Origin of the sequence: Bradyrhizobium sp. AUGA SZCCT0158 (assembly GCF_018130065.1) — a bacterium.
Taxonomy (GTDB): Bacteria; Pseudomonadota; Alphaproteobacteria; order Rhizobiales; family Xanthobacteraceae; genus Bradyrhizobium.
In genome coordinates this window covers 266,280-284,584 of sequence record NZ_JAFCME010000006.1, presented here as the reverse complement: position 1 = coordinate 284,584, position 18,305 = coordinate 266,280, and the positions used below count along the sequence as shown (strand labels likewise).

The following is an 18,305-nucleotide window of genomic DNA, read 5'->3' as shown; positions in this document are numbered from 1 at the left end:
TGAGGACAGAACGATGACAACCCAAACGAAGGTCGATCGCCGTCACAGCTGGCGACTGCTCGGGGCGCTGGTCGGCCTGTCCGCTGCGCTGGGGGCCTGCCAGCAGACCGGCGAGATCGTGACCGCGACCGTTCCCACCGATTACCGTCAGCGGCATCCGATCGCCGTTCAGGAAGTTAACCGCTCGATCGTCATTTTCGTCGGGCACGCCCGCGGCGGCCTCTCGGCCCCGCAGCGCAACGACGTCATGGGACTGGCCCAGACCTGGGCCCGCGAAGGCACCGGCGCGATCATCGCCGACGTGCCGGTCAACACCGCCAATGCCCGCGCGGCCGAGGCAACGTACCAGGAAATCCGCGCGATGCTGACCGCAGGCGGCGTGCCGTCAAGCGCGATCAGGCTGCGTCATTATCAACCGGATAGCCCGCAAACGCTTCCGACCATCAGGCTGATCTATCCGAAGATCTCCGCGGTGGCCGGCCCCTGCGGCCTGTGGCCGGAGGACCTCGGTCCCAACATCTACGACACCGGTTACAATGAAAACCGGCCGTACCACAATTTTGGTTGCGCCACCCAACGCAACCTCGCCGCCATGATCGACAACCCGGCGGACCTCGAGCAGCCGCGGCCCGAAACCCCCGCCTACACGATGCGGCGCAACGCGGCCTTCGACAAATACCGCAAGGGTGTATCGACCACGACCACCTATCCCGAATCCGAAAAAGCCAAACTGAGCGATACAGGTAAATGATCAGCCGGTCCCGAAAAGATTCTGAAGAAGAGCACGGCCTTACGCCGCCCGCCGATGAATATATTTCGCCGGCGCCGCGCGTGTCGGTGCAGGCCTTTTGCGCAACGGTTGCGACTGCCGCAACGGTGCGATCAGCCAGCGAAGACCGTCGCCTCGGCAAGGTTCATCTGTCCGTTCATATGGGCGGCATCGCGGCCGCCATCGATGCCTATCACAAGGCCCCGACGCCGAACGTGATCATGCTGGAAACCGAAGGCTCCAGCGACATGCTCGACGGTCTCGACGAACTCGCCACCGTCTGCGACGCCGGCACAAGGGTCGTCGTGATCGGCAGCGCCACCGATGTCACGCCGTATCGCGAACTTGTGCGGCGCGGCGTCAGCGACTACGTGGTCGGGCCGGTCGAAACCCTCGATGTGGTGCGCGCGATCTGCAGCCTGTTTTCCTCGTCCGAAGCCGTCGCGGTCGGCCGGATCGTTGCCGTGGTCGGCGCCAAGGGCGGCGTCGGTTCATCCACGGTGGCGCACAATGTGGCCTGGGCGATCGCACGCGACCTGGCGCTGGATTCCGTCGTGATCGACCTCGATCTGGCGTTCGGCACCGCCGGCCTCGACTACAACCAGGACCCGATACAGGGCATCGCCAACGCGCTGTTCCAGCAGGATCGGCCCGACAGCGCGCTGATGGAGCGCCTGCTCGCGAAATGCTCCGAGCGTCTCAGCCTGCTGGCGGCCCCCGCGACGCTCGAACAGGTCTACGATTTCGGTGCGGACGCCTTCGATGCGATCTTCGATACGCTGCGCATGACCACTCCCTGCATCGTGCTCGATGTCCCGCATCAATGGTCGGCGTGGACCAAGCGCGCGCTGGTCGGCGCGGACGATATTCTGATCGTTGCCGAGCCTGATCTCGCCAACATGCGCAATGCCAAGAACATGCTGAACGTGCTCAAGGCAGCCCGGCCCAACGACCGGCCACCGCTCTATTGTCTCAACCAGGTCGGCATGTACAAGCGCCCGGAGATCACCCCGCGCGAATTCGCCAAGGCGATCGAGAGCCAGCCGATTGCGACTATCCCGTTCGATTCAAGGATGTTCGGCATGGCGGCCAATAACGGCCAGATGATCCAGCAAATCTCCGCCGGTCATCGCACCACCACGATGTTCTTGCAGATGGCGCAACGCCTGACAGGCCACGCCGTGACCAAGCGATCACGCGGTTCGCTGCTCGGGCCGATCATGCCGATCATCAACAAATTGCGCGCCGGCGGCCGCCGCTGAAGGCGCGGCGGGGCAACGGGACGGGCGCACGCCTTTCGCCCGTTCGGCCGCGGTCAATTCGAGCGCCCGGACGCAGCGCCCGGCATCCTGCCGCCCATCTCGGCGCGCGCATTCTCCTTGCGCGACAGCATGAGCTTCAACTGCGCGACGTTGGCGGCCGCTTCTTCGGGCGGAAGGTCGGCCTTCGCGATCTTTTCAGCCTCGGCCGGGTTGCCGCGCAGACCGACCACCAGCGCCAGATTGGCCCGCACGCGCGCATCATTGCCCGCACGACTATGGGCGCGGCGCAACGTCTCCTCCGCCTTCGGCAGGTCTTTTGAAAGCACGTAAGACAGGCCGAGATTGGACAGCACCGACGGTTGGTCGGGCGTGATCCTCAGCGCGCTCGAATAATACTGCCGCGCTTCCTCGAACCGGCCGAGCTGATCGAGCACCGCACCTTGCGCGGAGAGTATCCGCCAATCCGGGTTGTCGGGGGTGTGGGCGCGGCCGAGCACGTCGAAGGCCTGCTGAAAATTGCCATTGTCAGCGAGCGCCCGGCCGTAGCCGGCGAGCAGCGCCTTGTTGCTGGAATGGGCGATGGTCGCTTGCTCCAGCACCGCGACCGCCTGCGACTTCTGTCCGGTGGCGCGCAACGCCTTGCCGTATTGCAGGGCCGCGTCGGCATCCTTCGTGTTGGCGCGATAGCGCGCCTCGAAAACCTCCAGGTCGCGGCGCGGGTCGGCGGCGCGGCTGGTTTCGGCTTTCTCACCGAGCGAGCCAGTGATATCCGACGACGTCACCGCGGTCTGGCAGCCGCTAAGCCCCAGCGCGAGAATCGCCGCGGATGATGTACACGCAAGAAGTCGCGCGAATTCAGATGGTTGGAAGAATTTCTGGAACATTTACTGGACCCGCGTCGGCGACTGTCCAGAATGCTCACAGCTTAACCCTAAATTCGGGTTAAGCAGGCCGCCTTTACGGCAATGGGCGGCCGCAATGGCCTGTTTAGCATCGGCCACACGGCTGCGGGCCGGGCTCTGATCCCGGCCTCGCCGCATTCCCGTACTAGTCGACGAATTGAGCGCCGAGTTCGCAGCCGATCCGCCATGCGAGCTTGCACTGGCGCGGCCGCTGACCGGTCGAGAAAATCACGGTGAACTCGGGGGGAATCTCCGGATATTCGGCGATAATCTTCACTCCGCCGTCCGACACGTCCGTGATCATGCAGTCGCGCGGCAACCCGCCGGTCCCAAACTGTATCTTCGCAAAGTTTCTGCACACACGACGTTCGCTTCTGCGGCGATTCGCTAACATCTTTGCCCCTGGCCCTGATCGAGAAAGTTGGTGTCTCTCGTTTACAGAAGAATTATTGGAATTGGCCTAGCGGAACCGATCGCAATGTAATCGAAATGTAGCGGTTGTTTTCCAGCTCCGCTTACCCTGCGCTTGTGCTGACACGCTCGCGATCGATCGCTGCCTTTGGCTCTTGCCGGCACGTGCTATGCCTGCGGCCACGCAAGCAATTTTCGGCAAATTAAGGGGTTGATCCGCGGCCTTTTGGCGATAGCCTGAACTTTCGACTCGCGCTGCCGGAAGCTATTCGCATGGGAACCGTCGTACTTCTCGACCTGATGGGTGGCGTTGCGCTGCTGCTGTGGGGCCTGCACATGGTCCACAGCGGAATCCTGCGCGCGTTCGGCCCTGACCTGCGTCAATTGCTGGCGAAGGGGCTCAACAACCGCTTCACCGCCTTTGCGGCGGGCCTCGGTCTGACGGCGCTGCTCCAGAGCAGCACCGCGACGGCGCTGATCACAAGCTCGTTCACGTCGGAAGGCCTGGTCAGCCTGGTGCCGGCGCTTGCCATCATGCTCGGCGCCAATGTCGGCACCACGCTGATCGTGCAGATCCTGTCGTTCAAAATCGCCGCCGTCGCCCCCGTCCTGTTCATCATCGGTCTGGTCGCCTTCCGCACCGGGCCGCGCTCGCGCATCAAGGATATCGGCCGCGTCTCGATCGGACTTGGGCTGATGCTGCTGGCGCTGCACATCCTGCTCGACACGCTGGCGCCGGCCGAAAACGCACCGGGCATGCGTGTGTTCATGAACGCCATCACCGGCGATCCCGTGCTCTGCATCGTCGTCGGTGCCGTCGTTACCTGGGTGGTGCATTCCAGCGTCGCCAGCGTGCTGCTGGTGATGTCGCTGGCATTTGCGCACTTCATTACACCCGTAGCGGCGTTGGCGCTGGTGCTCGGTGCCAACCTTGGCAGCGCGATCAATCCGATTGTCGAAGGCGCCCGCCGCGACAACCCCGCCAGCTACCGCCTGCCGCTGGGTAATCTTGCCAACCGGATGATCGGCATCGCCCTGGTGGCGCCGTTTCTGAACCCGATCGCGGAGCTGTTGCAGTCGTGGCAGCCGGACCCCGCCAAGGCCACGGCCCAATTCCACATCGCGTTCAACGTCGTGACTGCGATCGTCTTCATCGGCCTGCTCGACGGCATGGCGCGGCTGTTGAAAAAGCTGCTGCCGACGCGCGTCCGGGAGACCGACCCGCTCCGGCCGCGCTATCTCGACGAGAGCGCGCTGGAGACCCCTTCTTTGGCGCTCGCGGATGCCGCGCGCGAAACCCTGCATATGGGCGACCATGTCGAGGTCATGCTGCGCAAGGTGATGGCGGCGATGATGACCAACGACCGGGCGCTGGTCGACCAGGTCTCCCAGATGGACAACAGCGTCGACAGCCTCGACGAGGCGATCAAGCTCTATGTCACCAAGCTCACCCGCGGCAGCCTCGACGAGCGCGAGGGACAGCGCGCGATGGAGATCGTGTCCTTCGCCATCAACCTCGAACATATCGGCGACATCATCGACAAGAATTTGAGCGAGCTTGCGACCAAGAAGATCAAGCGCCGGTTCCAGTTCTCGGCCGAGGGCGCCGAAGAGCTTTCGGCCTTCCACAAGCGCACGATGGATTCGCTGCGGATCGCGTTCGGCGTCTTCATGTCCGGCGACGTCAATGAGGCCCGCAAGCTGCTGGCCGAGAAGGCCGCGTTACGCAACACCGAGCTTGCCGCCACCGAGCGGCATCTCGACCGGCTGCGCGAGGGCCGGCCCGAGACCATCGAGACCACCTCGCTGCATCTCGATGTGCTGCGCGATCTCCGGCGGATTCACTCCCATATCTGCTCGGTCGCCTACCCCGTGCTCGATGCCGCCGGTGAACTGGCGGCCTATCGTGCTACCGAAAGCGACATGGCGGCGCTGCCCGCACCGGCCGCGGGACGCAGCGGTTAGCGATCCAGCGTCTTCGACGCGCTGGCGCGGTTCTTCACGATCAGCATGATGTTTCGGATGTAGATGATGGTGGCCAGTGACTGGCCGATGATGATGACGGGTTCGCGTTTGGCGATGCCGTAGACCAGCGTCATCATCCCGCCGCCCATCGAGAAGAACCAGAACGCCATCGGCACCACGCTTTGCCCGACGCGCTCGCTCGAGATCCACTGCACCAGGAAGCGCGCGGTGAAGAACAATTGCGCGACCAGGCCGAACGCCAGCCAGAAATCGAACTTCGCGACGAAGACGTCGTAAAGATAGTCGCCGAGCGCCTGCCCGTATTGAATCAGCATCAGGTCACCTCGGTCGCAACGGGCGTCGACTTCTTGCGGCGGATCAACCACCAGACGCCGGCCAGATCCATGATCCCGATCCATAGCCGGTCAAAGAAGCCGTAATTTGATACGCCGGAATGGCGCGGGCGGTCGATCACATCGACGTAAGCAATGCCAAAACCTTCACGGCGCACCAGCGCGGGGAGGAAACGATGCAGGCCGTCGAAATAAGGCATCGACAGGAATACCTCGCGCGGAAATGCCTTCAGCCCGCACCCGGTGTCGCGGGTGCCGTCGCGCAAGATCCCGTTGCGCACGGCATTGGCGATCCGCGACTGCATTTTCTTGAAACCGGTGTCCTTGCGTCCGACCCGCTGGCCCGCGGCAAGGCCGATGCGGCCGCCGCCGCTCTCGACCGCCGAAATCAGATCCGGCAGAAACGCCGGATTGTTCTGTCCGTCGCCGTCGAGTGTCGCCACAATGGCGCCGCGCGCCGCACGAACGCCGCTGCGCACCGCCGCCGATTGTCCGGAGGATTTTTCATGCCGGAGCTGCCGGAGATTGCCGTGCACCTTCATCAGCGCTTTGAGGCACTCGGCGGTGGAATCGGTCGAGCCGTCATTGACATAGATGATCTCATAGGCCCAACGGCCATCCAGCGCGGCCGTGATTTCCGCAATCAGCGGCGCGACGTTGTCGGCCTCGTTGCGCACGGGCACAACGATGGAAACGGCGACCGCGGCTTGGTCGGAAGAGGGCAAATCTGTACTCATCGGTTGGGCTGGGGTTGGAACGGCTTGCATGGACCTGAAACCGGAACCGGTTCCGTCAGGCCTTCGCGGCGTCCGCTTTTATGGGGCGAATGCGCCCCGGGCAACCCTTTTGAGGCGTCCCGAGGAGGGCCCAACCAGTGGCAGAATTGTGCCGTCGCGGTGGATTGCAAAGCCGAGCCGCCGCGCCGCGAACCAGTAGCGCACGAACATCGCGCCGATGATGCCGACCAGCGCGCCCGCAACCACGTCGCTGGGATGATGGGCCAACAGCACCAGACGGGTTGCGCAGATTACGAGGGCGTAGACGAACATCGTGATCCGCGCCTGCGGCCACAACGCCGACACGGCAAAGGCCAGCGCGAAAGCGCAGGTCGCATGGCCCGAGGGGAAGCTTGAATACGCCCCTGTTCCGTTGAAGTGCGAGAAATGGAACACGTTGCCTTCGCCGCCGACGAACGGCCGGCCGCGTCCGACGCCCCATTTGATCAGTTCGGTAACCAGCGCGGACACCATCACCGCGCAGAACAAGAACTGTAAACGCGTGCCGAGACCGAGCAACAGGGAGCGCTGAATACCCCTGAACGCGGGTGCTGCTATCGCAACCAGGATCAACAGCGCGCCCAGCGCCGCCAGCACATATTCGTCCTTGCCGAAATCGGTGACGATGCGCATCCACCACAGCGAGGGCGTGCCCCGCTTCGGCATCTGGCCGATCTCCCAGGCATCGAGCACGAACATCAACGCGATGATGGCGGCGCCAAGGCCGGCCGACAGCAGCAATGCGTGACGCGCCGCCCGGCGGCCCGCCTCGGCCCGCCGCGAGTGCGACGGCGTGCGCACGAGCTGGGCCAGCGAGCGCCACCCCAGCACCACAAAGCGCGAAAGATAGTTTTGGGATTCGGCGATGACGGTCGGCGCTGGCATCTTATTCGGTGCCTTCGGAGCGGAAGATTGCGATTGAAACCGCCTTGCCCTGCGAGATGTTATAACCCTCGACACGCGTCGCCACGTTATAGCGCAGCCCGATCGCTTCGGCGCGCTGGACAAAACCGCGCTCCGAGCGCGATTCCACCAACGCAAAGCGGCAAGTGCCCTGCCCCAGGAAATCCGCCGCGCCCGATCCGTCGGTCAACAGCGTACTGGTTCCGGTCATGAAGACGAGGCTGGGCTCGTGGAAACCGGCAGCCGCGGCCTTCGGCCCGACGCAGACGACGTTGCGCAGCGCGCGCGCAATGCCTGCGCTCGGAAACAGCGTCGTCAGCGACGGCATCACGATGCCATAGACGGCGATCGCCAGGCACATCGCTGCGATCACGGCATGCAACAGCGAGCGCTCGGCGCGGCTTTCCTCAAACAGCCACCACGCGATCAGGCCGAAGATCATCGCCGCCGCCAGCACCGGCCAGGCCGGAAAGACCGGCTGATGCGTCAGCTTGATCGCCGCAACAATCGCGATCACGGCCGTAATCGCGGGGATCGCAAACCACCAGGCCGCGCCGCGCCTCAGCCAGGAGCGCGACAACACGCGGCGCTCCAGGGCGCCGACGGTCAGGATGGCGATGGCGGGATACAGCGGCAGCACGTAGTGCGGAAGCTTGGTCATCACCAGTTCGAACACGATCCATGACGGCACCAGCCAGGCCAGCAGATACTGCGCACCGGGTTCGCGCCGGGCCCGCCATACCGCCGGAGCCGCCATCCCCGCCAGCGGCGCACCGGGCCAGAACGTGACCCAGAACAGCAGCAGATACAGGCCGGGTGGCGCGCCATGAGACTCCTGCGCGGCGAGCTTGCTCAGCATGTCGCCGCCGAGCGAATTGGTGAAGAATGCATCGCCCGCGCGCCAGAAAATCGCGACAAACCACGGCAGCACCAGCACCAGCGTCCACATCAGGCCCCAGACCGGGCGCATGCGCCAGAGCCAGACCGCCGAGCGGTCGAGGATCGCCAGCGCCGCGATGGTCAATCCCACGAACATCAGGATCAACGGGCCCTTGAGCAGGATGCCGCCGGCCAGTGCGGTCCAGAAAATCGCGGGCGAACTCCACGGCGGACGTGCCGGATCCTCGCCGCGCTGCCAGGACAGATAGACCCGCGCCATCGCGCCCATCGCGGCGGTGACTGACAGCAGCAGCATCGCATCGGTCTTGGCGAGCCGCGCTTCGGCGCCGAGCAAGACACAGCTGCACATCATCAACGCCGCCAGCGCGGCGCCGCTCCGGGTCACAAAGGCGAGCGCCGTCCAGTAGGTCAGCAGGACCGCGCCGATCGCGCCAATCAAGGAGGGAACGCGATAGAGCCAGATGCGCAATTCCGCCCGCGGCAGGCCGAGCTTTGAGGCAGTTTCGACCACCGCGGCCTGCATCCAGTAAATGCCGACCGGCTTCTTGTAGCGGACGTCATCCTGAAAGCGGATGTCAACATATTCGTCGCTTTCGACCATTTGCTTGGTCGCCTGCGCAAACCGCGCCTCATCGCGGTCGATGGCCGGAATCGTGAAGAAACCGGGCACGAAAAGCACGATGGCACACAGCGTGAGGAAGATGATCGCGCGGAAATGGCTGGCCATGGCGAAGTCAAACGCGGCGAGCAGCCTGCGGCTGGAATTCGCAGGTTTCACAGACTGTTGGCCTGCTCCAAATCGCCGGGGTTGCACGGTTTCAACCATCTTGTTCGCATACGATGAAACCGCACTGCAAACAACACCGCAGTTCCCGCTATCCGGCGGTGTCCCCGGCCCCCTGATCGGTCAAATTGTACCTGTTCATTGTACCCGGATCACCACGGTGTCGGCGGCGCCGGTCGCGTCGATCACCGTGAGGCGTGCAAAGCCGGGCCCGGGCGGCTCGACCAGGCGCTGACGCCGGCTGCCGATCTCGCCGACCGCGATACCGTTCACCAGCATGGTCAGCGGCAGCACGCCGCCGGCGACCTTGACCGGCATCGCCGAGAACTGCCCGTCGTTGGAACGGTCGACGTCGATCCGCGAACCATTCAGCGGAAACTGGATGCGCGGCGCCTGATCGCTGCCGGTGCGGACCAACTCGCCGTCGGGGCGGAAACGCCGCAGCGGCACCGGAAGCTTGGCATTGCCAGCGATCAGCGCGCCCTTCGGCGGCTTCGGCAATGCCGCAACGATCTTTCCGGTGCGGGCGAAGGCGTCGAACAGGATCGGTGCGGCAGCGGTACGGCCGGCCAGCCCGGCCACCGGCGCGCCGTCGGGACGCCCAACCCATACGCCGATGGTGATGCGGCCGTCGAAGCCGACCGACCAGGCATCGCGATAGCCGTAGCTGGTGCCGGTCTTGAAGGCGATCCGGTTATGCACGCCGTTTTCCGGTGGCGGCGTGCCGATCAGGACGTTGCCGACCTGCCAGGCCGCGGCCTGATCCATCAGCCGCATCGGATCGCGCTCGTCTTTGGCGAACATGATCTCGCGCAGCGGTTTGGTGGTGCCGAGCCGAGCCAGCCCGGCATAGAGCTGCGCCAGATCCTGCAGGGTAACGCCGACGCCGCCGAGGCCCATGGCAAGGCCCGGCGCTTCGTCTTTCGGCAGCACCAGATTGCCGCCGGCCTGCTTCAGCCGCGACGACAGCCGGCTGGACCCGACGCGGTCGAGCAGCGCGATCGCCGGCACGTTGAGGGACAATTGCAGCGCCTTGCGTACGGGGACCGTGCCCTGAAACGTCATGTCGAAATTTTCGGGCGCGTAGGAGCCGAACCGGATCGGACGATCGTCGATCAGGCTCTCCGGATGCACAAAGCCATCTTCGAAGGCGAGACCGTAGATGAAGGGCTTCAGCGTCGATCCCGGCGAGCGCACGGCGCGGGTCATGTCGACCTGCCCGGCCCGCCGCTCGTCGAAATAATCCGATGAGCCGACCCGCGCCAATACGTCGCCGCTTTCATTGTCGACCGCGATCATGGCGACCGAAATGTTCGGCCCCTGCGCAATCGCGCGGTCGCGCGCCAGCGCTTCAAGCGTCTTCTGCAGGCCTGCATCCAACGTCAGCTTGATGACCGGCGTATCCCTCACGGTCGCCATCGACTGGTCGGCGGAATGCGGCGCCAGGATCGGCATCGGTTTGCGCAGCCGGGGCACGGTGACGGCCTTGGCCTGAACCGCGTCGTCTTCGGTTACGCGCTGCTCATTCACCATGCGTTCAAGCACGCGATCGCGCGCGGCGCGGGCGACCTCGGGATGACGGTCGAGGCGGCGCGTCTCCGGCGATTGCGGCAGCGCCACCAGAAGCGCCGCCTCCGCCAGCGACAGCCGCTTCGGTTCCTTGCCGAAATAGGCGATTGACGCGGCGCGGACGCCCTCCAGATTGCCGCCGAACGGCGCCAGCGCCAGATAGAGATCGAGTATCTGGTCCTTGTTCAGTTGCCGCTCGATCTGGATCGCACGCACCATCTGGCGCAGCTTGGCGTACACCGAACGCTCGCGCCGCGGCTCCATCAGCCGCGCCAATTGCATCGTGATCGTCGAACCGCCGGACACGATGTGGCCACGCGTCACCAGCTGAAGCGCCGCGCGGCCGAGCGCCAGCGGATCGACGCCGCGATGCGAGTGGAAGCGGCGGTCTTCATACGCCAGCAGCAGCTTGAGATAGCCGGGATCGACGCCGGTTTTGGCATCGACTGGCAACCGCCAGCGGCCGTCGGCCATCGCATAGGCGCGCAGCAATTTGCCGTTGCGGTCGATGATCGAGGTCGAGACCTTGCGCGCCTGCTCCAGCGGCAGCGGGCCGAGCGAGGCGACCCAGCCGGCGAACGCGCCGACCGTCATCAGGCTGACGACGGCCGATATCGCCGCCGCCTTCCTGATCCGTCGCCAGCGGCCCTTCGGAGGGCTTGCCGGTGCTATGGGCCCCGTCTCGCTCATTTGGCCGGACGGACCTCCACGGTGCCGGTGCCGGTGCGGCCATAGCGCGAGGGATTGTACATGTCCTCGACATAGGCCTGCGGCAGCACGTATTTGCCGGGGGAAACCGCGCGCACGACATAGGCGACGGTGAACACCGCCGTATCGTCGCTGGCGCGATCGATGGCCGCGGTGAAGCGGTCATCACGGAACTCGGTATTCTCGGGCTCCTCGCCGTCCTCGATCCAGTCCAACGTGCCTTTGTCGCCGGAAGACACCAGCCTCGGATTGTCGATCTCGAGGCCGGCCGGGAGGTAGTCGGCCACCATGATGTGCCCGTATTCCGGCTTGGCCTCGGTGATCTTCAGCACGACCGCAAATCGGTCGTTCTGCTTGGCCTTGCTGATATCGGCGGGCTTGCCGTCGAGCGTGAAGTAATTGCGCTCGATCTTGAAGCCGTTCGAGGCCGCGGGCTCCGGCGTGACCGGCGAACCCGAGACCGAGACCACGGCCTGTACCGGTGCGTCGCCGGTATTGGTGATCTTGACCGGCTTGCCGACCATCTGCTCGGCCTTGTAGCTGCGATAGGCCGCCGTCTTGATCGGCGAACCATCGATATCGAGCGCCATCGTCTCCTTCGAGAGCGCGCGCGAGGCCAACACCAGCCAGGCGTTTTCCTGCGTCGAGGTGTAGGGCGAAAGGCCCCGCGCCACTTCGACCCGCTGCACCGCCTGCGTCAGCGTCGCCCGCGGGGCGTTGCCTTCGCTGGCGAGCGAGACCAAAGCTGCGGCATCGCGCAAGGCGCTGCCATAGTCGACCCGGCCGAACTCGATCACGGGCTTCGGCACCAGTGCATCGAGCGCTGCGCCGTAGACGCGCTCCGCCCTCGCCTTGTCGCCGACCAACGCCAGCGCCGCCGCCAGTTGCGATTTCGCAATCGGCGTCGCCAGATTGTTCAGCTTGGTGTCGGCGAGATAGCGCAGGTCGCCGATCGGGGCGGCGCCGTTGCGGGCGAGCACGTAAAGGCCGTAGGCCAGATCGCGGCCGCCGTCCTTTTCGGGCTCGTTGGCGTTGACCACGGAGTTGCGGATGCGGTCGAGCGCGCTCTTGAACAGCCCATCCGGCACTGCAAAGCCCTTCTCACGGGCGCGGGTCAGGAAGTCAGTCACGTAGGCGTCGAGCCAGGCATCATCGCCGCCCGCCGACCACAGGCCGAACGACCCGTTCGAGCCCTGACGCGCCAGCAGCCGCTCGATCGCGTCCCGGATGCGCTGATCGACCGCGGTGTCCATCGCCAGATGGGCGCCCGCGGCGAGATCGTTGACGTAGAGCAGCGGCAGCGCGCGGCTGGTGATCTGTTCGGAACATCCATGCGGATAGCGATCCAGCGCCTTGAGGATGGTCGCCGCATCGAGTGCGGTGGACAGGCTGACGGAGAGCGACACGCTACCCGTTCCCGACACCAGGTCGGTGAACATGTCCGAGGTCAGCGTCAGGCTCTCGCCCTTGGCCAGGGTACGGATCGAGCGGCGCGCCAGGACCTGCGTCGCCGCCTTGACGTCGAGCGCATAGTGCCGCGCCAGCGCCAGGCCGTTCGGACCCTTGATGTCGACATCGAGATTGGCGGTGCCGGCGCCGCCGCCGTCGATCGCCAGCGACATCGAGGTCCGCTGCTTGGCGGCGAGCTTGACCGTGATGCTGGGGTTGCCGCTCACCTTCACCGGGCCCGTCGTCTTGACGCTGATGGTGTAGTCGCCGGGTGCACCTTCAACGTTGTCGAGATCGAAGCTCATGGTGCCGCGGTCACCGTTGAGCAGGAAGCGCGGCAATGTTGCGGTCAGCACCACGGGATCGCGCACGGTGACGTCTGTCGTGGCGCGGCCAAGCCTTGTCGCACTCCAGGCCACCGCCATGACACGCGCGGTGCCGGCGAACTCCGGAATGTCGAAGCTGATCTCGGCAGACCCGTCAGGGCCGACCGTGACGATGCCGGAATAAAGCGCGAGGGGTTTCTGGGTGGGCGGTGAGCCCTGCAGCTCGGCGCCGGCGCCGTCGCCGCCGGTCTTGAGCTGGCCGCGGGTGCCCTGCATGCCGTCGATCAATTGCCCGTAGAGGTCGCGGATCTCGGACGTCAGGCGGCGCTGGCCGAGATAGAAGTCATCCGGCGCCGGCGGCTTGTAATTGGTCAGGTTGAGAATGCCGACATCGACCGCGGCGACGACGATCTTGGCGTCTTCGCCGGGGTTGAGCCCGCCGAGCTTGACCGGAATCTTCAGGGCGGTTCCGGGGCGGACCAGCGGCGGCGGCGAGAGCGCCACCTGCAGGGTGCGGGCCTTCTTGTCGATGCCGAACCATTTCAGGCCGATCGCCCGTCCGGGCATCCGCAGCGCCGCGGCGTCGAGCGGACGGCGCAGCGTCGCCAGCACATAGGCGCCGGTGCCCCAATCCTTGCCGACTGATAGCTTGACCTGCTGGGTGCCTTCCTTGACATCCACGGTCTGGGTCGTCAGCAGACGGTCGCCCAGAACGTTGATGGTCAGCTTGCCCGCTGTGCGGGCGTTGACCGACACCACCATGGTGTCGCCGGAGGCGTATTCCGGCTTGTCGATCGAGGTTTCGAGGAGATCGGGGGTGTCGGCGCTGCCGTCCGAATACCAACCGACATCGAACTGGACCGAGGTGACCGGTCCGTCCGCCTCGGTCGATTTGACGTCCAGGCGATAGCGGCCGGGCTGCGGCGCCAGCGACACCCTCGCCGCCTTGTCGGCTGACAGCGTCAGGTCGCCATCGGCGACGCGCGAGGTCGATTTGACCGGCTCGTATTCCCAGGACGAATTCTGCCGGTACCACTGGTAGCGCGATTCCATCTTCAGAAGCTCGTAACGCAGGCCGTCACGCGGCAATTGCTTGCCGTCGGGGGCGACGAAGACCACGTCGAATTCGGCCTTATCACCCTCCGCGACGCTCTTGTCCCCAAACAGCGGCTTGATGCCGATCAAGGGCGTGGCAGGCGCCACGGGGAGCACCAGCTTGCGCTCGACGGCGCGGCCACCGGCCTCCGCCATGCGGATGAAGATTTGCGCCTCCTGCGGGCGGGTCGAAGTTGACGCCTTGGCCAGCGACACCGGGAACGTCGCCACGCCATTGGCGTCGGCCTCCGGCAGGTTCTCAATCGGGGTGCGCTCGTTGCTGGCGGTTTCCTCGTCGGCAACGCCGAACTGGTAGCCGGGATAGCCCGGCCGCCCGGAGGCTGCCGAGGTGACCAGCATGTCGCCTTCGAGCTGCAGGCCGGAAGCCGGAGCGCCGTAGAGGAAACGACCATCGACCTTAAGTTCAACTGGAACTTCAGCTTTGATCATTTTCTCCTTGCTGGAGATGTTGAATTCGATCCGTTCGGGGATGTAGTCCTCGACCATGAAGGTGGTTTCGCCGACCGCCGACCCCTTGGGGTCGGTGAACGCGCGTACCCGCCAGGTCCCCGTCGGGACCGCCGAATTGAGCGGGACCACCATGCTGCGGCCGCCCGCGCCCTGATCGGGCAATACGGCGCGGCGGAATTCGACGCCATCCGGGCGTTCGATGACGAGGGTCAGCGGTCCGCCCGTCATGGCGTTGCCCTGCCCGTCGCGCAGCAGCGCGGTGAGATAGACGGTCTCGGTGGAGCGGTAGACCCCGCGCTCGGCGTAGACGAAGGCGTCGGCGCCTGATGGCACCACCCGGCCGGACACGCCACGGTCGGTGAGGTCGAACGCGGTGGTCTTGAGGCTGAGGAATGCGTAGTCCGACTTCTCGCTCATGACCGTGAGCAAGGCCGGCGACAGCCCGCCCTCGCCGCGCGCCAATCCCGCCTCGAACAGCACGTGGCCGGAATCGTCGGTCTTGCGGGTCGCCAGGATCTCGTTGTTACGGGCGATCAGCCGCACCTCGGCCTTGCCGACCGCCTCGGTGGACGCCAGCGAATTGACGAAGACGTGGACACCGTCATTACCTGAAAACGCCGACAGGCCCATGTCGGAGACGATGAACCACTGCGTCGCCAGCCTTCCGTCATCATCGCTGCCGGGGCCTTTGGCTGACGCCGTCATCACATAGACGCCCGGCTGCAGGTCGCCCAGCGCCTGGTCGACCGGGAACGCGGTAATGACGTCCTGGTTGAGCGTGGTGGCGGTGGCGAGTTCGCCGGTCCAGACCTTGACGCCCTTTTCGTCGCCGAGATCGCCGAGTTGGTAGCTCGACAGCGTCTTCTGGAAGTCGCTGTCGATCACCGTATTAATCAGGTTACGGTCGCCGATCCGGAACACGTTGACGTTCACGGCGGGCGTATTGACGCTGACCAGCGGGATGCCGCGCTGGCCGGTACGCGGCAGCACATAGGCGCGGCCGGTGAAGCGCACGAACGGCTTGCGGTCGCGGACATAGACGTTGAATTCGGCCGATTTCGGCAGGGTTTCCTTGACCGTGGACGGCAGGCCGGCACGAAGATTGATGTTGTAGCGCTCGCCGTGCTTCAGGCCATCGACGCAAAGCTGCTTGCCTTCGGCCGACAGCGCCGGCTTGTCGGTACCGGCCAGTGCCAGGAACGGCGAGAAATCGACTCGCTTGGCCAGATCTTCGGAGAACTGGAAGCACGCCCGCGGTGACGCACCGTCCGAGTCCACGGTATAATCCAAAAGACGAAAACCGTGCTGGTCGCGCATCTTCTCGTATTGGCCGCGCACCTCGGCGACCTCGCGCATGTCGAGCGACAGCCGTAAGCTATCCAGCGCCGGCCGCCAGAGCTTGCGGTCGGACATCGCCCGGCCCAGCACCGCCAGCGCATCGGCCTCCTCGGCGGCGTTGCCGGCGCGCTGATAGGCGATGTAGGCGGCGGTCGAGGCGCGCTCGAGCAGGAAGGTCTGTTCGCTCGAGCTTGCGGAGCGGATCTGGAAGATGGTCTTGGCGAGTTTGAGCCAGTTGGCGCTGTCCTCCGGCGTGGTGGCCGCGATCTGTCCAAGGATTTGCAGGCCGGTGCGGAAGTCGGCACGTTTGAAGGCGGTATCCGCATCAGTCCGCAGCGTCGCGCTGGATTTGGAAACCGGCCCCGCCTCGCTCTTGATCTGGGCCTCCAGCTTGACCGCGGAATCGGCGAGATCGTCGCGTTTGAAGGCTTTATCTGCTGCCTGCGCTGCGACCAGGCCAAGCGCCATCGTGGCGCAAACGACTGCGGCGCGAACCAAACCGATCATGATGGAGCTCCTTGGGCGGACGACCGCCTCGTAACGGACGAAAAGTGCGCGAAAAGGTGACGGACTGATGGCGATGGAAGAGGCTTGCGAAAAAGTCGCATGCATGGCTCAGGCAGTCCACGGTCCCGGACCGCACCGGCGGGGTTACCGGCGCAGCATTGATTGATGGGCGAACCGAAGGCAATGGTCCGCCGTCTGGCTTTGTCGCAGCCTGAAGGAAATCGGTTCGGAACGGACTTGGCTATGAGGCGGATTTTTCATATTGGCAGTGCTAGAAAGACTCCAACGGTCCCATAGCTCAACTGGATAGAGTAACGGATTTCTACTCCGTGGGTTGCAGGTTCGAGTCCTGCTGGGATCGCCACGCAAGAGTCCGTCTCCTTTGTTTTCAATTACTTAGTTTCGATTTTGGCAAACGGGGTTTCCGGTTTGCCAATTCCTGTTCCTGTAATGAGCTTCCCGGCTTCCGCCGCGAGCTTCTTTCGGTTCGCGGCTTCCGTGTAGCGCTGGGCCTCCCCGATTGTGCGCCATCCGAACCACGACATGAGCTGGTGGGTTGTGGCACCGTAGTCGGCGAGACGAGTTGCCGCCGCGGAACGCAGGCCATGGGCGCGGCCGGGAACATCAGCTTCACGGCATCGATCCGCGAACCAGTTTCCAAAGCCGGCGGCAGAGAACGATTTCCCTTGCTCGGTGACCAAGAAGGCCAAATGCCGGTCGGCCTGCGGCTGGAGCTCCAGTTCCTTCCGCAACGGTGGCAGCACCGGAATATCGAAGGCGACCCCGGTCTTCTGCCGGCTCATCGACAGAACCTCACCGTGGATAAACTGGCGACCCATTCTCACCACGTCGCAACGAGCTTGGCCGGTCGACAACAGCAGTTCCATTGCCAGCCTCGCCTTGGTGCCGGCCGGGTGCCTTGCCTCATACTTTTTGATGTCGCCGTCGGTCCATGGTCGGTGCGGTTTTGATTTCGTCTTGACCAGCTTGACGCCGATCAGCGGGTCGATCGCGATTTTGTCGAGGGACAGGCAATGATCGAGGAAGCCGCGAATGGCCTTCCGCCAATTCTTCGCCGATGCCGCCGAGCGCTTGTTCAGTATCGTTTGCAGCGCCGCCTTGTGCAGCTGCGCGATCCGCTTATCGCCATACTGTTCGCGGAACCGTTCAAGGATCGCCCGCCTGGACTTTCGCGTGCCCTCGGCCAGGCCCTCCTTAAACGCAGTCGATCCGTAGTAGCTGACTATAGCCGCATTCACGGTGCCGGCTCTGGTGCGGCTGACACCGAGCTGCGGCACTACCCAGTCGCCATCTAGTGCCCGCTGGCGCGCTTCCATGAACTCAGGGGACCACGGCAGGCCAGGCAGCGGCACGCGCTTACGGCCCGGCGCTCGGAGGTAGAAACGGGGTTTCCCGTCATGGTCGATAAAGCCGTGAGTGTATTTCGGATACCTCACTTCACATCGTCCCAGTCGTTACCTTGCGCCCGGTCATCGGGCCGGCCGGTAAATACGACGATCTTGCCTTCCTGGATCTCGACGCGCTGCACGGCCAAGCCAGCATTCACCGCGCCCCTGACGGCCTTGGTGACGTCACCCTGCTTGAACTTGTGCGCGCCGCGGGACATTGCGTTGAATACACTCCATTGGGCGCTCGGCCGGCAGGCCACATGCGCGTCGTGGTTCGCGAAATGTTTGCGAAACGGAGGCCCAATGAAAGTCGGGAATCTGTTTGCGCATTACCCGCTGGCAACGGGGATCAACTGGTTAGCGACTCTAAATTCTACGCGGAAGAATCAGGTGCGACTAAATGGGCTT

Annotated in this window: 13 protein-coding genes and 1 tRNA gene; 4 read left to right on the top strand and 10 right to left on the bottom strand. The window is 64.6% G+C overall.

The features are described from left to right. Positions 1-13: 13 nt before the first annotated feature. The gene (locus JQ574_RS11585) at positions 14-751 is read left to right on the top strand and encodes a CpaD family pilus assembly protein (RefSeq protein ID WP_212209504.1); all 738 of its coding nucleotides are present in this window, start codon (positions 14-16) and stop codon (positions 749-751) included. Then, positions 748-2,031 (top strand): AAA family ATPase, encoded by a 1,284-nt coding sequence (locus tag JQ574_RS11580; protein ID WP_212209503.1) that lies wholly within the window; start codon positions 748-750, stop codon positions 2,029-2,031. The genes JQ574_RS11585 and JQ574_RS11580 overlap by 4 nt, the downstream gene beginning before the upstream one ends. Before the next feature lie 53 nt (positions 2,032-2,084). On the opposite strand, the gene JQ574_RS11575 is transcribed toward JQ574_RS11580, so the two are convergent. Next, positions 2,085-2,915 carry a tetratricopeptide repeat protein gene (locus JQ574_RS11575; protein ID WP_212209502.1) on the bottom strand — a complete coding sequence of 277 codons (831 nt, stop codon included), beginning with the start codon at positions 2,913-2,915 and terminating at the stop codon, positions 2,085-2,087. A 163-nt stretch (positions 2,916-3,078) separates the two neighbouring features. Next, the gene (locus JQ574_RS35680; RefSeq protein WP_192735824.1) at positions 3,079-3,327 is read right to left on the bottom strand and encodes a PilZ domain-containing protein; all 249 of its coding nucleotides are present in this window, start codon (positions 3,325-3,327) and stop codon (positions 3,079-3,081) included. 290 nt (positions 3,328-3,617) lie between these two features. On the opposite strand from JQ574_RS35680, the gene JQ574_RS11565 reads away from it, so the two are divergent. Further along, entirely contained in the window at positions 3,618-5,309 is a 1,692-nt protein-coding gene (locus JQ574_RS11565) for a Na/Pi cotransporter family protein (RefSeq protein ID WP_212273785.1), read from the top strand. Here JQ574_RS11565 and JQ574_RS11560 read toward each other — a convergent pair. The 6 genes from JQ574_RS11560 to JQ574_RS11535 all read right to left on the bottom strand — a co-directional run bounded on the left by JQ574_RS11560 (position 5,306) and on the right by JQ574_RS11535 (position 16,488). Beyond that, positions 5,306-5,644 carry a lipid-A-disaccharide synthase N-terminal domain-containing protein gene (locus JQ574_RS11560; RefSeq protein ID WP_212209500.1) on the bottom strand — a complete coding sequence of 113 codons (339 nt, stop codon included), beginning with the start codon at positions 5,642-5,644 and terminating at the stop codon, positions 5,306-5,308. The two genes, JQ574_RS11565 and JQ574_RS11560, sit on opposite strands and share 4 nt — an antisense overlap. Next, positions 5,644-6,399, bottom strand: coding sequence for a glycosyltransferase family 2 protein (locus tag JQ574_RS11555; RefSeq protein ID WP_212209499.1), 756 nt, complete (start codon positions 6,397-6,399; stop codon positions 5,644-5,646). The genes JQ574_RS11560 and JQ574_RS11555 overlap by 1 nt, the downstream gene beginning before the upstream one ends. A 78-nt stretch (positions 6,400-6,477) precedes the next feature. Beyond that, a complete protein-coding gene (locus JQ574_RS11550; protein ID WP_212209498.1) occupies positions 6,478-7,323 on the bottom strand; it encodes a phosphatase PAP2 family protein in 846 nt (281 codons plus the stop codon). A 1-nt stretch (position 7,324) separates the two neighbouring features. Beyond that, a complete protein-coding gene (locus tag JQ574_RS11545; protein WP_212209497.1) occupies positions 7,325-9,067 on the bottom strand; it encodes a glycosyltransferase family 39 protein in 1,743 nt (580 codons plus the stop codon). A 96-nt stretch (positions 9,068-9,163) separates the two neighbouring features. Beyond that, positions 9,164-11,188 carry a penicillin-binding protein 1C gene (gene pbpC / locus JQ574_RS11540; protein ID WP_409363411.1) on the bottom strand — a complete coding sequence of 675 codons (2,025 nt, stop codon included), beginning with the start codon at positions 11,186-11,188 and terminating at the stop codon, positions 9,164-9,166. A 92-nt stretch (positions 11,189-11,280) separates the two neighbouring features. Then, positions 11,281-16,488, bottom strand: coding sequence for an alpha-2-macroglobulin (locus JQ574_RS11535; RefSeq protein WP_212209495.1), 5,208 nt, complete (start codon positions 16,486-16,488; stop codon positions 11,281-11,283). Between the two features lie 287 nt (positions 16,489-16,775). Between JQ574_RS11535 and JQ574_RS11530 the strand changes: the two genes are divergently transcribed. Further along, positions 16,776-16,852 (top strand) — tRNA-Arg (locus JQ574_RS11530). A 28-nt stretch (positions 16,853-16,880) separates the two neighbouring features. Here JQ574_RS11530 and JQ574_RS35500 read toward each other — a convergent pair. Together JQ574_RS35500 and JQ574_RS11520 are read right to left on the bottom strand one after the other, a co-directional pair. Next, positions 16,881-17,945 carry a tyrosine-type recombinase/integrase gene (locus JQ574_RS35500; RefSeq protein WP_212209494.1) on the bottom strand — a complete coding sequence of 355 codons (1,065 nt, stop codon included), beginning with the start codon at positions 17,943-17,945 and terminating at the stop codon, positions 16,881-16,883. After that, the gene (locus tag JQ574_RS11520; protein WP_212209493.1) at positions 17,942-18,115 is read right to left on the bottom strand and encodes a hypothetical protein; all 174 of its coding nucleotides are present in this window, start codon (positions 18,113-18,115) and stop codon (positions 17,942-17,944) included. Before JQ574_RS11520 ends, JQ574_RS35500 begins: the two co-directional genes overlap by 4 nt. Positions 18,116-18,305 lie beyond the last annotated feature (190 nt).